The 13,907-nt window shown below is 74.5% G+C and carries 12 protein-coding genes and 1 tRNA gene; 8 read left to right on the top strand and 5 right to left on the bottom strand.

Features of this window, described 5'->3' with window-relative positions; all coding sequences use genetic code 11:
* Positions 1-160: 160 nt before the first annotated feature.
* The 4 genes from BMW62_RS00645 to BMW62_RS22385 all read left to right on the top strand — a co-directional run bounded on the left by BMW62_RS00645 (position 161) and on the right by BMW62_RS22385 (position 3,403).
* Positions 161-2,155, top strand: a complete 1,995-nt coding sequence (locus BMW62_RS00645; protein ID WP_091928904.1) for an ATP-dependent helicase — start codon at positions 161-163, stop codon at positions 2,153-2,155.
* Between the two features lie 196 nt (positions 2,156-2,351).
* Positions 2,352-2,672 carry a hypothetical protein gene (locus tag BMW62_RS00640; RefSeq protein WP_091928903.1) on the top strand — a complete coding sequence of 107 codons (321 nt, stop codon included), beginning with the start codon at positions 2,352-2,354 and terminating at the stop codon, positions 2,670-2,672.
* Positions 2,673-2,903: 231 nt separating this feature from the next.
* Positions 2,904-3,158, top strand: a complete 255-nt coding sequence (locus tag BMW62_RS00635) for a WhiB family transcriptional regulator (protein ID WP_211434936.1) — start codon at positions 2,904-2,906, stop codon at positions 3,156-3,158.
* A gap of 80 nt (positions 3,159-3,238) precedes the next feature.
* Complete coding sequence (locus BMW62_RS22385) at positions 3,239-3,403, top strand: hypothetical protein (RefSeq protein WP_170852154.1); 165 nt, start codon at positions 3,239-3,241, stop codon at positions 3,401-3,403.
* 195 nt (positions 3,404-3,598) lie between these two features.
* Here BMW62_RS22385 and BMW62_RS00630 read toward each other — a convergent pair whose 3' ends face one another.
* The 3 genes from BMW62_RS00630 to BMW62_RS22380 form a co-directional block, all read right to left on the bottom strand.
* Complete coding sequence (locus BMW62_RS00630; protein WP_211434917.1) at positions 3,599-4,921, bottom strand: ABC1 kinase family protein; 1,323 nt, start codon at positions 4,919-4,921, stop codon at positions 3,599-3,601.
* A complete protein-coding gene (locus tag BMW62_RS00625; RefSeq protein WP_091928901.1) occupies positions 4,918-6,096 on the bottom strand; it encodes a ThiF family adenylyltransferase in 1,179 nt (392 codons plus the stop codon). Before BMW62_RS00625 ends, BMW62_RS00630 begins: the two co-directional genes overlap by 4 nt.
* 167 nt (positions 6,097-6,263) lie before the next feature.
* Complete coding sequence (locus BMW62_RS22380; protein WP_012950213.1) at positions 6,264-6,416, bottom strand: DUF5679 domain-containing protein; 153 nt, start codon at positions 6,414-6,416, stop codon at positions 6,264-6,266.
* Positions 6,417-6,824: 408 nt separating this feature from the next.
* Here BMW62_RS22380 and BMW62_RS00620 point away from each other — a divergent pair, with 408 nt between their 5' ends.
* Entirely contained in the window at positions 6,825-7,424 is a 600-nt protein-coding gene (locus tag BMW62_RS00620; RefSeq protein ID WP_091929144.1) for a M48 metallopeptidase family protein, read from the top strand.
* Here BMW62_RS00620 and BMW62_RS00615 read toward each other — a convergent pair.
* On the bottom strand, positions 7,421-8,806 hold the full coding sequence (locus BMW62_RS00615) for a zinc-dependent metalloprotease (protein ID WP_091928900.1): 1,386 nt from the start codon (positions 8,804-8,806) through the stop codon (positions 7,421-7,423). The genes BMW62_RS00620 and BMW62_RS00615 overlap by 4 nt on opposite strands.
* A gap of 117 nt (positions 8,807-8,923) precedes the next feature.
* Between BMW62_RS00615 and BMW62_RS00610 the strand changes: the two genes are divergently transcribed.
* From BMW62_RS00610 to BMW62_RS00600, 3 genes are all read left to right on the top strand, one after another.
* Positions 8,924-9,946: a YlbL family protein gene (locus tag BMW62_RS00610; RefSeq protein ID WP_091928899.1), complete on the top strand. Its 1,023-nt coding sequence runs from the start codon at positions 8,924-8,926 to the stop codon at positions 9,944-9,946.
* A gap of 155 nt (positions 9,947-10,101) precedes the next feature.
* A complete protein-coding gene (locus BMW62_RS00605; protein WP_244523779.1) occupies positions 10,102-13,056 on the top strand; it encodes a UPF0182 family membrane protein in 2,955 nt (984 codons plus the stop codon).
* Positions 13,057-13,127: 71 nt separating this feature from the next.
* Positions 13,128-13,204: transfer RNA gene (locus tag BMW62_RS00600), tRNA-Met, on the top strand.
* Positions 13,205-13,293: 89 nt separating this feature from the next.
* On the opposite strand, the gene BMW62_RS00595 is transcribed toward BMW62_RS00600, so the two are convergent.
* Positions 13,294-13,815 carry a hypothetical protein gene (locus BMW62_RS00595; RefSeq protein WP_139206149.1) on the bottom strand — a complete coding sequence of 174 codons (522 nt, stop codon included), beginning with the start codon at positions 13,813-13,815 and terminating at the stop codon, positions 13,294-13,296.
* Between the last annotated feature and the right edge of the window lie 92 nt (positions 13,816-13,907).

Below are 13,907 nucleotides of genomic sequence, written 5' to 3'. Positions count from 1 at the left end.
GTCGGTCCAGCCCCGGGGCGGGGTGGCGTGCTGCGTGCATGCCAACGTGCCGCTCCTGGGGATGCTTCCCGACGTCCGTCGGTGCCGGCTGGGAGGATCGTGCGGGGAGCCGACGGCTCCTCGGGACGACCGGGACGAGGAACGCGGAGGGACGCCGGCGATGGCGCATGCGGACGCGGAGGCCGTGCTCGACGGCCTCGACGACGAGCAGCGCGCGGCGGCCCAGGCGGTGTCGGGGCCGGTCTGCATCCTGGCTGGTGCCGGCACCGGGAAGACCCGCACGATCACCCACCGGATCGCCCACGGCGTGCACACCGGCACCTACGTGCCCGAGCAGGTGCTGGCGGTGACGTTCACCGCGCGGGCGGCCGGGGAGCTGCGTGCCCGCCTCGCCGCGCTGGACGTGGGCGGGGTCCAGGCGCGCACCTTCCACGCCGCCGCGATGCGCCAGCTGCGCTACTTCGCCCCGCGCGTGCTCGGCGGCCCGATGCCGGGGCTGATCGACAACAAGCTGCGGGTGGTCGCCTCCGCCGCGACGCGCAACCGGCTGACCACCGACCGGACCAGCCTGCGCGACCTCGCCAGCGAGATCGAGTGGGCCAAGACCACCCTCGCCACGCCCGAGGACTACCCGGCCCGCGCGAAGGCGGCCGGCCGCGAGGCGCCGTTCGAGCCGGCCGCCGTCGCGGCCGTCTACGCCAGCTACGAGCAGGCCAAGCAGCGCGACGGCGCGCTGGACTTCGAGGACCTGCTGCTCGTCACCGCCTACGCGCTCGAGGAGCACCCGGACGTCGCCCGGCAGGTGCGCGCCCAGTACCGCCACTTCGTCGTCGACGAGTACCAGGACGTGAACCCGCTGCAGCAGCGGCTGCTCGACGCCTGGCTGGGCGGGCGCGCGGAGATCTGCGTAGTGGGCGACCCGAACCAGACCATCTACTCCTTCACCGGTGCCGACCCGGACTACCTGCTCGGGTTCGCCGACCGCTACGCCGACGCCGCCGTGGTGAAGCTCGAGCGCGACTACCGCTCGACGCCGCAGGTGGTCGGGCTGGCCAACCGGCTCATCGGCCAGGCGCCGCCGCGCAAGGGCCTGCCGGGGCTCCGCCTGCTCGGCCAGCGGCCCCAGGGCCCCGAGCCGACGTTCGTCGAGCACCCCGACGAACCGGCCGAGGCGGCGGCGGTCGCGGCCCGGTGCAAGGCGCTGATCGACGACGGGACGCCGGCCGCCGAGATCGCGGTGCTGTTCCGCATCAACGCGCAGTCGCAGGTGTACGAGTCGGCGCTGGCCGACGCCGGGGTGCCCTACGTGCTCAAGGGCGGCGAGCGCTTCTTCGAGCGGCCCGAGGTGCGGGAGGCGGTGCTGCTGCTCCGCGGGGCGGCCGCCGGGGGGAACGAGCCCGGCATGCTGGTCCCCGCCGTCCGCGACGTGCTGGCCTCGACCGGCTGGGTCGAGCACCGCCCGCCGGCCGGGGGCGCGGCGCGGGACCGCTGGCAGTCCCTCGCCGCGCTGGTCGACCTCGCCGTCGACCTGGTGGCCGAGAACCCCTCCCTGGACCTCGCCGGGTTCGTCACCCACCTCGCCGAGCGGGCCGACGCCCAGCACGCGCCGACCGTCCAGGGCGTCACCCTGGCGTCGATGCACGCGGCCAAGGGCCTGGAGTGGGACGTCGTGTTCGTCGTCGGGCTGGTCGACGGCGTGCTGCCGATCGCGCAGTCGCTGAGCCGCCCGGACGCGGTCGAGGAGGAGCGCCGGCTGCTGTACGTGGCGGTCACCCGCGCCCGCGAGCAGCTGACCCTGTCGTGGTCGCTGGCGCGCAACCCGGGCGGCCGGCGTGCCCGCCCGCGCAGCCGCTTCCTCGACGGGCTGGCGCCGGGCTCCGGGCCGACCGCGCCCCCGCCCCGCCGTCCGGCCAAGCGCCCCAAGGTGGTCCTGGAGGGCGAGGCCGGCGAGCTGTTCGAGCGGCTCCGCGCGTGGCGCAGCCAGGCCGCCCAGGACGCGTCCGTGCCCGCCTACGTCGTCTTCTCCGACGCCACGCTGCAGGCCATCGCGGAGAGCCGGCCGGCCAGCCTCCGCGAGCTGTCGGGGCTGCCCGGCATCGGCGCCCGCAAGCTCGAGCTCTACGGCGCCGACGTGCTGGCCACCGTCAGCGGCTGAAGGGTGAGGAGGCCGTCGCCGACGGCGACGGCAGGCGGTTCCGAGACCCTCCGGAACCCTCGCGCGGAGGAAGCGCGATTAATTCGATTGACCCGAATTCCGGGGCGCCCCTAGTGTCCCGTTCCACACGCGCTGCACCCCTGTGGCGAGCCCGGCCGGCCGGCCGGACCGCGAGAGAGGAAGGAGGGGGTACCCGATGACGATCACCACCACGACCACCGCTGCCTCCGCCGACCTCCTCGGCCTGGGTGGCGTCGACGCGCGCACGGGTGGCCTGATCATGACCGGTCCCGCCGCCCAGCACGAGGGCACCGGTCTGTCCTCCGCCGCCTGCACCAGCGGTGAGTGGACCGCCGTCCTCGGTGGGGGCGTCGCGGCCGTCACGGCCTGCGTCACCGCCTTCGACCGGCGCCCGAAGTCGCTCCGCAGCGTCGAGCGCCCCTTCGTGCCCACCTACCTGCCCCAGAACGACGGCACCACCCTCGGGATCCGATCCCCCGGGAGACCGCTGAGCTAGCCGCTCGACGGTCCTCCTCGAGGCCGCGGAACCCGAACCCGGGATCCGCGGCCTTTCTGTTCTCCCTCCGCGGCACCCGGCCCCGACTTCGGTCGGCGGACCACCGCCGGCCGTACACGACGAGTACGAGGAGGAGCGGCAGTGCAGCAGACGATCGACCGCCCGACGTCCCACCGCCGGCCCGGGCTCCCGCGGACCGGTGGCCCCACCCCGCGGCGACCGCGCCCGACCCTGCCTTCCGGACCGGTCCGGCGTCCCCTGCCGTGCCGGGTGGAGGACCCCGAGCTGTGGTTCGCCGAGAACCCGTCGCAGCTGGAGCTCGCCAAGAGCTTCTGCGGCGACTGCCCGGTGCGGGAGTCGTGCCTGGCCGGCGCGATCTCCCGGGCCGAGCCGTGGGGCGTCTGGGGAGGGGAGATCTTCGACCGGGGGGTCGTGATCGCCCGCAAGCGGCCACGTGGCCGTCCCCGGAAGGTCGTCGCGGCGTGAGCCGGCGGCCATCCCCAGCCCGTAAGCACATGACCAGCAGTTCCGAGCTCCCGACGGGGAGCCGACCGAGGGAATCAGCGATGTACATGTTCGAGCACGACATGGCCCGCAGCCGCATGAGCGAACTGCAGGCCGAGGCGATGGCCGCGTCCCGCGCCCGCCGTCTGTACCTGGCGCGGCGTGCCTCCCGGCGCGCCGAGCGTGCGGTCCGCCGGGCCGCCCGCGCCAGCGCCGCCGTCTACTGAGCACACCGCGGTCCTCCGGACCGCACCGCCTCCACGTGCCGTCCCCCGGTGCCGTGGAGCCGGTCAGTCGTCCCTGCGCGGAGCCCTCCGGGCCCCACTCGGTACGACCGCACCGCCTCCACGTGCCGTCCCCCGGTGCCGTGGAGCCGTCCCCAGTGGAACACCGGGCGGGGCCTCCGGGCCCCGCCCGGTGTGCTACTCGGCGAAGCCGGGGAGCCACTCCTCGAGCACCGCGCGCCAGTCGGCCGCCGCGTCCAGCTGGCACAGCACCCCGATCGAGCCGATCGAGACGCGGTGGATGAGCAGGTACGCCGGCGGCAGGTTCAGCTGCCGGCCCAGGCGGTTGGCCTCGGTGCGGGGATCGGCGATCCGCATGGCCTGCTCCTGCATCCAGGCGCGGGTGAAGTGGAAGCGCTCCCCGGCGATGGGCTCCAGCAGGGGCAGCAGGTAGTCCAGGACGCCTTCCGGGTCGATCTGCACACCCGGCCGCACGAACCCCTCCGCGCGCAGGTCGGCCAGCACCTCCGCCGCGCGGCCCTCGAGCGCCCAGCGCAGCAGCCGGCCGATCGGTTCGGGATGCCCGTCGGGCAGCCGGGCGGTGGCGCCGAAGTCGATGACGCCGAGGCGCCCGTCGGGCAGCAACCGGAAGTTGCCCGGGTGCGGATCGGCGTGCAGCAGGCCGGCACGCTGCGGGCCGGAGAAGTGCAGGGTCGCCAGCAGCCGGCCGGCGCGGTCGCGCTGCTCCCGGCTCCCCGTGGTGATGATCCGGGAGAGCGGCGTCCCCTCGATCCACTCCGAGACGACGACCTTGGGTGCGCTGGCCACGATCCGGGGGACGGCGATCTCCGGGTCGTCGGCGTAGGCGGCGGCGAACGCCCGCTGGGCGTCGGCCTCCAGGCCGTAGTCCAGCTCCTCCACCACGCGCGCCTTCAGCTCGGCGATCAGCGGCTTCACGTCCAACCCGGGGAAGACGGAGGCGAACAGGCGGGCGAAGCGGGCCAGCTGGTTGAGGTCGCTCATCAGCGCCGTCGCCGCGCCGGGGTACTGGATCTTCACCGCGACGTCCCGGCCGTCCCGCCACGTGGCGCGGTGCACCTGACCGATGCTGGCCGCCGCGGCCGGCGCGTCGTCGAACTCGGCGAAGCGCTGGCGCCAGGTGCCACCCAGCTGCTGGGCGAGGACCGCGTGCACGGTCCGCACCGGCATGGGAGGCGCCTCCTCCTGCAGCTTGGTGAGGGCCTCCCGGTACGGCGCCGCCATCTCCTCGGGGACCGCCGCCTCGAAGACCGACAGCGTCTGGCCGAGCTTCATGGCGCCGCCCTTGAGCTGACCCAGCACGGCGAACAGCTGCTCGGCGGTGCGCTGCTGCAGCTCCGCGTTCACCGCCTCGGCCGGGCGGCCGGACATGCGCTTGCCGATCCCCAGGGTGGCCCGGCCCGCGGCGCCCAGGGGCAGGGAGGCCAGGCGCGCGGTCCGCGCGACCGACCCCCGTGGCATCGCCGGTCGCTCGTCGCTCACACGTCCTCCTCGCCGGCGGCCGGGCGGAGCGGCGCCGTGTCGTGTCCGGTGAGCCCGAGAGCTCGGTCAGCGGCCATTGTCGCCCGAGCGGGCGGATCCCCGCCGGGAGGGCATGCCCCACCCGCCCCGGAGAGGTCGTCCCCGCCCGTCGCGGCACCGCAGCCGCACGACGGGTGCGGGGGCCATCGCCGCAGGTGGGGGAGCAGGTCCGGTGGGCGCAGCTCCACGGTGGCGTCGAGGGTGACCGGTGCGCCGCGCCCGTCGATGCAGGCGAGCACCTGGCCGGCCGCGAGCACCGCGGTGAGCAGGCAGGTGAGGGTGGCGCCGCTGGGGGGCGTCTCCGAGGCGGTCAGCTGGGCCGCGAGCCGGGGCCAGCGCGGGTCGGCGTCCCGGCGGTGCAGGTCGGCGCAGCGCAGGCAGCTGCTGGCGCCGGGCACCACCAGGGGCCCGACGACGCCCGTCTCGCCGCGGACGGCGGCCACCAGGTGCGGGCCCGGGACCGCGGGCACCAGCGGGTCCGAGGCGGCCCACGGGCGGGTGAGGACGACGAGGTCGGGCCGGAGACCGACGGGGAGCGGCCCCAGGTCGGTCAGCGGGCTCGCCCGGCGGACGGCGTCGGCCGCGGCCACCGCGCGCGGGCGGCCCTCGTCCGCGGCGGTCAGGCCACCCACCACGGCGTCGGCGGCGGTGACCACGCCCGTGTCCCGCACCACGACGCGGCCGACCCCGCTCGCGGCCAGGACCGCGGCCAGCGGGGTGCCCACGCGCGTCGCCCCCTCGACCACCACGGTGGCCCGCCGCCGGGCCCGCCAGCTCCCCGGACCGGGGGAGGAGCCGGCCGAGGGCAGTTCCACGACCGCGCGCGCAGCGGCTGCCGGCCCGGGGCCGATCACGAGCAGGTCGGCCGGGTCGAGGTCGTGCACCAGCCCGGCCGAGCGGAGCGCGTCGACCGCGGCGTCCACGAGCTCCGGCGGCAGGCCCTGTCCGGCGGCCTCGGCCCGGACGGTGCGCCGCGATCGGCGCCCGTCGAGAGCGCGGAGCACGGGTGCCAGCCCCGCGGCGGCCCCGAGGAGCAGGCCGTCGGTGGAGTCGACTCCGCCGACCTGGACGCTGCCGGCGTCTCCGGCGAGCAGCGGCGTCGCCGCGGGGAGCAGGGGATGGGCGTTGTCGCTCACCCCGGCAGGGTGGCAGCCGGGGAGCGCGGCCGGGCCCGTCGTCCACAGGCCCCCACGACGACGGCGGCGCCCCCCGCAGGGGACGCCGCCGACCGAAACTGCATGGAACGGTCCTTCTGCAGGGCCCCGCCGCGAGCTCGCGAGTGGTGGGGGGCAGAAGGATCCTTCTAGGCCTTGCCGAGGATCCGGTTCATCTTCGTGCCGCAGACGGGGCAGGTGCCCTGCGCCATGCGGCGGCCGGACTCGCTCACCTTGACCTCGCCGTCGAAGTCGCGCTTCTCCTTGCACTTCACGCAGTAGCCGTTGTAGCTCTCCGCCACGGGATCTCCTCGTCTCCGGGGCGCCTCGGCCCGCACGCCGGGCGCCGTTCGCGAGCACGCTACCCGTGACCCGCCGGTGCCGACCCTCCGACGGGACGCCCGCTCGCGGGGCTCCCGGAATCGGTGGCCGCGCGTTCCCCACAGCTGTGGACGGGGCTGTGGATGCCATGGGGACGGCGGGGCGTGTCGCTGTGCGGAACCAGGGGACGGGCCGGGGACGGATGACCCGCCGCGACCTGGCACCCCCCGCCGACCTGCGCAGACGTCCCCGAGCGGGTGTGGACCCCCGTGCGCGGCCACCCTCGTCACCGGCTGGAGCGGCGACGATGTCCACCGTCCGTGCGACCTGCACCCGAGCGGGTGTCTCCGCGCAGGCGCCACGCCCGCACGGTGCCCTACGGTCTCCTCGTGCCCGGAACGACTCCTCATGCGAGCGCCCTGCTTGAGCCGGCGGACGGCGACGTCGTGGAGGTCCGGCGCAGCAGCCGCCGGCGGCGCACGGTGACCGCCTACCGCGAGCTGGGCCGCACCGTCGTGCTCATCCCGGCCGCGTTCAGCCCGGCCGAGGAGCAGCGCTGGGTCGCGCAGATGGTCGCCAAGCTGCGCACCCGCGAGGAGCGCCGCAAGCGCTCACTCGGGGGCGACGCCGAGCTGCTGGCGCGGGCGCGGGCGCTGTCGGCTGCGCACCTCGACGGCCTCGCGGAACCGGCGAGCGTGCGCTGGGTGGACAACCAGCACCGCCGCTGGGGCTCCTGCACGCCGGCGGACCGGACCATCCGGCTCTCCAGCCGGCTGCGCTCGATGCCGGAGTACGTCGTCGACTACGTGCTGGTCCACGAGCTGGTGCACCTGCTCGAGCCCGGGCACGACGAGCGCTTCTGGGCACTGGTGGCGCAGTACCCCCGCGCGGAGCGGGCGCGCGGCTTCCTGGAGGGCGTCGAGCTGGCGGCCACCGCCGGGGCGGCGGGCGCCGAACCCGCCTCCGACGTCGACGGGGTGAGCGGCTAGCCCTCGCCGCCCAGCTCGCGCCGGTCCTCGTCGTCGGACGGCCGGTCCGGTGCCCGCTCCGCGTCGTCGGCGGTCAGCGCCGCGAGATCGTCGTCGAGGCCCTGGCGGGCGACGAAGTCCAGCGGCTCGTCCAGGTCGTCCGACGTCGGCAGCAGGTCGGGGTGGGACCACAACCGGTCCCGCTCGGCGCTGCCGTGCTGCTGGCCCATCGCACCCCACACCGTCGCCGCGTCGCGCAGCCGGCGCGGCCGGAGCTGGAGACCCACCAGCGTGGCGAAGGTCTGCTCCGCGGGCCCACCGGACGCCCGCCGCCGGCGCATCGTCTCGGCCAGGGCGGCGTGCCCCGGCAGCCGGTCGGCCGCCGCGGCGGCGACCACGGCGTCCACCCAGCCCTCCACCAGGGCGAGCAGGGTCTCCAGCCGGCGCAGCGCCATCTGCTGCTCGGGGGTCTCCTCGGGCTCGAGGACGCCGCTGCCCAGCAGGCGCTGGATGCTCTCCGGATCGCTGGGGTCCAGCCCGCCGCCCATGCCGCCGGCCATCGCCTCGGTGATGCCCCGCTCGATCGCCTCGCGGTCGATGGTGATGCCGCGCGCGTAGGCGTGGACGGCGTCCTGGAGCTGCTGGCGCAGCCACGGGACGTGGGCGAACAGCCGCTGGGAGGCCGCCTCCCGCAGGGCCACGAACAGGCGGACCTCGTCGGCCGGGCGGTCGAGCCCCTCGGCGAAGGACGCCAGGTTCTGCGGCACCAGCACGCCGGTGCCGGCGGGCGCGAGCGGGAGGCCGACGTCGGTGCTGGTGAGCACCTCGCCGGCGAGCGAGCCGAGGGCCTGGCCGACCTGGGCGCCGAACATCATCCCGCCCATCCGGCCCATGATCCCGGCGATGGGGCCGAAGGACATGGCCGCTTCCTCGGGCAGGGCGCTGGTCATCGCCGCCACCACCCGCTCGGCCAGCGGGTCGATGAGCGCCGCCCACGCGGGCTGGGTCTGCTCGACCCACTCCACCCGCGACCACGCGGCGGTGCGCTCGATCCCCGACGGGAGCTCGGTCACCTGGTCCAGCCACAGGTCCGCCAGCCGGAGGGACTCCGCGGTGGCGGCCCGCTCCTGCTCCGACGACGGCTGGTGCCCGGCCGCGAGCTGGCTGATCGCACCCTGCCGGGCGAGGTCCCAGTTGACCGGGCCGCCCGACCAGTTCATGAGCTTCTGCAGCTCGGCGAACAGCGGCATCTTGCCGAGCACGTCCTCGGGCGACCCGCCGCCGGCCATCCCGCCGAAGAGGGCGCCGAGGCCGAACGGGTCGCCGCCCTGGTCGCCGCGGCCGGGCTCGCGGCGCTCGGGGTCGCGGTCGGGGGGGCCGAAGCCGAACGGGAGGTCGCTCATGCGTCCACGGTAGACGCGTGATCTTCGGCCAGGGGGAGTCGTTCGCCCGGAGCGGACGTCGTCGGCTGCGCGCAGGACGACGGCGCCGTCCAGGGAGGCGTTCTAGGCTCGCCCCTCGTGACCCGCCGCAACGCCGTCCTCAGCGTGGGCGCCGTGCTCCTGCTGCTCTTCGGCGTGCTCGGCACGACCGTGCCCGTGCCCTACGTCGCGCAGGTGCCCGGCCCCATCTTCGACACGCTCGGGGAGGTCGACGGCGAGCCGATCATCGCGGTGGAGGGTCGGGAGCGCAACGACGTGGAGGGCAACCTCAACCTGACCACCGTCGGCGTCAGCCGCGGGGGGCTCAGCCTCGTCCAGGCGGTCCGCGGCTGGTTCGACGACGAGGTCAGCGTCGTCCCCGAGGAGACCGTCTACCCGCCGGACCGCAGCGAGGAGGAGACCCGGCAGGTGAACCGCCAGGCCTTCCTCACCTCCGAGCAGGCGGCGGAGAGCGTCGCCCTCGGCGAGCTCGGCTACCCGCAGAAGGTGGTCGTGCGGGCCGTGCCCGAGGGCTCGCCGTCGGAGGGGGAGCTGGAGGAGGGGGATGCCCTGGAGACCGTCGACGGCCGCCCCGTGCCGGACGCCGAGGTGCTCGCCCAGGTCCTCGCCGACATCCCGCCGGGGACGCCGGTCACCGTCGGCTACACGCGGCTGGGGGAGCCGGGCACCGCCACGATCACCACGCAGGCGGCCGAGGAGCGCGCGGGGTCGCTGCTGGGCGTCAGCGTCCTCGACCAGCCGGCCGCGCCCTTCGACGTCGACATCCAGGTGGCCGACGTGGGCGGCCCGTCGGCCGGTCTCATGCTCACGCTCGGCATCCTCGACCTCGTGGGGGAGGAGGACCTGACCGGCGGCGCGGTGGTCGCCGGCACGGGCACGATCGACCTCGCCGGCAACGTCGGCCCCATCGGCGGCATCGGGCTCAAGATGGTGGCCGCCCGTGACATCGGCGCGGAGCTCTTCCTCGTCCCGGCCGGCAACTGCGCCGAGGCGCTGGCCGCCCCCGACACCGGCGTGCCGATGGCCCGGGTCGCCACGCTGGACGACGCCCTGGCGGCCCTCGCCGACGTGCGCGCCGGCCGGACACCGGAGGGCTGCTGACCCGAGGCGCCCCGGCACGCCCCCGGGAACCCCGCGCCGTCCGGTGCGTTGTCCATGAGGCCGGGCACGCCCGGCGTCGCATCACCCGACCCCCGTGGTCGATCGTCGCGTGGCCGAGAGGCCACGCCTGCAACTGAAGGAGACCGCTCGTGGCCATGCGGCCCCCCGTGCCGGTACCGACCCTGTCGCGGCGCGCGAAGCTGGTCATCGGCGCCATCGCCGTGCTGCTGGTGCTGTTCACCGCCGTCGGCACCCTGACCAACGTCTACGTCGACTACCTGTGGTTCGACGAGGCCGGGTTCACCGAGGTGTTCTGGACCGAGCTCCAGTCCCGCGCGCTGCTGTTCGCGGTGGCGGGCGTGGCGACCGGTGGGCTCACCGCGCTGGCCATGTACCTGGCCTACCGCTTCCGCCCCACGTTCCGCCCGATGTCGCTCGAGCAGCAGAACCTCGAGCGCTACCGCCAGTCCCTGGAGCCGCGGCGCGGCCTGGTGCTCACCGGCATCGCCGTCGTCCTCGGCCTGTTCGCCGGGTTCACCGCGCAGAGCAGCTGGGAGACCTGGCTGTCGTTCCGCAACAGCACCGACTTCGGCCGCACCGACCCCCAGTTCGGCATCGACCTGTCGTTCTTCGTCTTCGACTACCCCTTCTACCGGCTGCTGCTGGGCTTCGGGTTCGCGGTCGTCATCCTCGCGCTCATCGGCTCGCTGCTGACCCACTACGTGTTCGGCGGGCTGCGGCTGCAGACCCCCGGCCAGAAGCTCACCGGCGCCGCCCGGGTGCAGCTCTCGGTGCTGCTGGGCGTCTTCCTCGCCCTCAAGGCCGTCGCCTACTGGCTGGACCGGTACGGGCTGGTCTACTCCGGCCGCGGTGACGTCTTCACCGGTGCGAGCTACACCGACGTCAACGCGCTGCTGACGCCCAAGACGATCCTGGTCTTCGTCGCGGCCGTGTGCGCCCTGGCGTTCTTCGCCAACATCGTCGTCCGCAACTTCCTGCTGCCGGCCGCGGCCCTGGTGCTGCTGCTGGTCTCCAGCCTGGTGATCGGCGTGGCCTACCCGGCGATCGTCCAGCAGTTCGTCGTCGGCCCCAGCGCCAACGAGAAGGAGGCGCCCTACATCGATCGCGCGATCGCGGCGACGCTCGATGCCTACGGGCTCTCGGACGTGGACTACGTCAGCTACGCGCAGGAGACCACCGGCAGCGAGGTCGACCCCGAGGTCGCGCTCGCGGAGCTGCGCAACGACACCGAGACCATCCCGAACGCCCGGCTGCTGGACCCGAACGTCCTCTCCGACACGTTCACCGCGCGCCAGCAGATCCGCAACGTGTACGGCTTCCCGGAGAAGCTGGACATCGACCGCTACACGATCGACGGCGAGACCCGCGACTACGTGGTGGCGGTGCGCGAGCTGAACAGCTCCGGGCTGTCGGAGAACCAGGACACCTGGATCAACCGGCACACCGTCTACACGCACGGCAACGGTTTCGTGGCCGCGCCGGCCAACGAGGTCGTCGCGGGGACCGAGGGCGGCGAGCCGAACTTCACCACCCGGGACCTCCCGGTGCGCGGCGAGATCGTCCCCGAGCAGTCGCGGGTCTACTACGGCGAGCTGATCGAGGACTACTCGGTGGTCGGCGCTCCCGAGGGTTCCGCGCCACGCGAGTTCGACCAGCCCGAGGGCGGGTCGGAGGAGCGGCAGATCAACAACACCTACGACGGCGACGGCGGCGTCGAGATCGGCAGCTTCTTCCGGCAGCTGACCTTCGCGATCCACTACCGCGAGCGCAACTTCCTGCTCTCCAGCGCGGTCAACGAGGAGTCCAAGGTCCTCTACGTCCGGAATCCGCGCGAGCGGGTCGAGAAGGTCGCGCCGTTCCTGCAGGTCGACGGCGATCCGTACCCGGCGGTCATCGACGGCCAGATCCAGTGGATCCTCGACGGCTACACGACGTCGGACTCCTACCCCTACTCCGAGCAGATGCAGCTGGGTGAGGCCGCCGCCGACGCGCTGACCGGTACGGGTACCACCGCCCTGCCGAACGACACCTTCAACTACATCCGCGACTCGGTGAAGGCCACGGTCAACGCCTACGACGGCACCGTGAGGCTCTACGCGTGGGACGAGGAGGATCCGGTCCTCCAGACCTTCATGAAGGCCTTCCCCGGCGTGGTCGAGCCGCGCAGCGCGATGAGCGAGGAGCTGATCGACCACGTCCGGTATCCCGAGGACCTGTTCAAGGTCCAGCGGGACATCCTCACCCGCTACCACGTCGACGACCCGATCACTTTCTACGAGGGCAGCGACCGGTGGCAGGTGCCGGACGACCCGACGCAGAACATCGAAGAGGACCAGCCGCCCTACTACATCCTGGCGCAGCGGCCGGGTGACGACGAAGCGAGCTTCCAGCTGACCAGCGCGCTCAACGCGTTCCAGCGGGACAACCTCTCGGCGTTCGTCTCGGCGTCCAGCGCACCGGACACCTACGGCGAGATCCAGGTGCTGCAGCTACCGGGGAACACACCCTTCAGAGGGCCTCAGCAGGTCCAGAACTCGTTCACGACGAACAACCAGGTCCGACCGGACCTCACCTTGTTCGAGAGCGAGAACTCCAACGCCGTCTTCGGCAACCTGCTGACCCTGCCGATCGGCGACGCCGGACTGCTGTACGTCGAACCGCTGTACGTGGAGGGCGCCGGGGAGAGCGGCTTCCCGCTCCTGCAGCGGGTCCTGGTCAACTTCGGTGACCGGATCGGCTACGCCAACACCCTGTCGGAGGCGCTGGACCAGGTCTTCGGTGACGGAGCGGGCGTGGTCGCCTCCGACGCCGACGGGGTGCCCACCGAGGCGGAGGAGGGGGAGGACGCCCCCGGCGTGGAACAGCCGGCCGATCCGACCGACGTGCCCGTCCCGCCGGACGGCGAGGAGGGCGTGGCGGTCACGCCGGACATGGAGCAGAGCGTCCAGGACATCAACGCGGCGCTCGAGGCGCTGGCCACCGCCCAGCGCGAAGGTGACTTCGCCGGTCAGGGTCAGGCGCTCGAGGACCTGCAGGCGGCCGTGACCGCCTACCAGGTGGCGCAGCGGGCAGCCGGCGGAGCGGACTGACGGTTCCTCCGGGCGGGTGGGTGCCCCTGGCGTCCCACCCGCCCGGAGAGCTGGTAAGCTGTTCTCACCGACGCGGGGTGGAGCAGCTCGGTAGCTCGCTGGGCTCATAACCCAGAGGTCGCAGGTTCGAATCCTGTCCCCGCTACCACCACGAAGGCTCGGTCCCCACCAGGGGGCCGGGCCTTCGTCGTGCGCGCGGTCGGGCTCTCCCGCCGGCCGGCGGTACGGATGGCCCGGTCAGCGCGCGCCGAGGCGCTCGCCGGGACCTCGGGCGTCGATCCGCTCGCGCGACCGGTGGTCCTCCTGCCGCGGCGTCCGGCGGTACGGCGTCGGACGGGGCCGCGCGGGCGCGGCGGGTGCGTGCGCGCGAGCGGGCGCGGGGATGCGCGGGTCCGCGGGCGGAGGCGTGACCACGTGCTCGGGCGGGCGCGGTCGGCTGGTCAGCGCCGCCAGGAGCGTGTGCGGCCGGGTGCGGTCCTGCTCCACCGCTGGGGCGCCGGTGGCCATCGGGCGGGCCGGCGCCGCCGGGAACGGCTCGCGCCGCGGGGGGTGCGCCGGGTCGGGCAGGCGCAGCTCGGCGAGGTCCTTCCACGTCGAGTGCCGCAGCCCGTCGACGGTGCACCGCACACGGGCGGAGACCCGGCCGTCCGGGGTGTGCCGCCAGCCGAGCAGCTCGCCGGAGTACCAGATCCCGCGGTGGTGGACCTCCACCGGCTGCGGGTCCCCGACGAACCTGCTCGCCGTCCCGTTCCCCGCCACGAGCCGGACTGTAGGCGGGGCGGGAGCGGGGGAGCCGGAGGCGCGCACGGTCCCCGTCCCGGCTGTGGCGGCCCGTCCCACCGTTCACACGG

The organism is Blastococcus sp. DSM 46786 (assembly GCF_900109665.1).
GTDB lineage: Bacteria > Actinomycetota > Actinomycetes > Mycobacteriales > Geodermatophilaceae > Blastococcus > Blastococcus carthaginiensis.
Note: the sequence above shows the minus strand (reverse complement) of the source record. Positions and strands in the feature narration are given on the sequence as shown.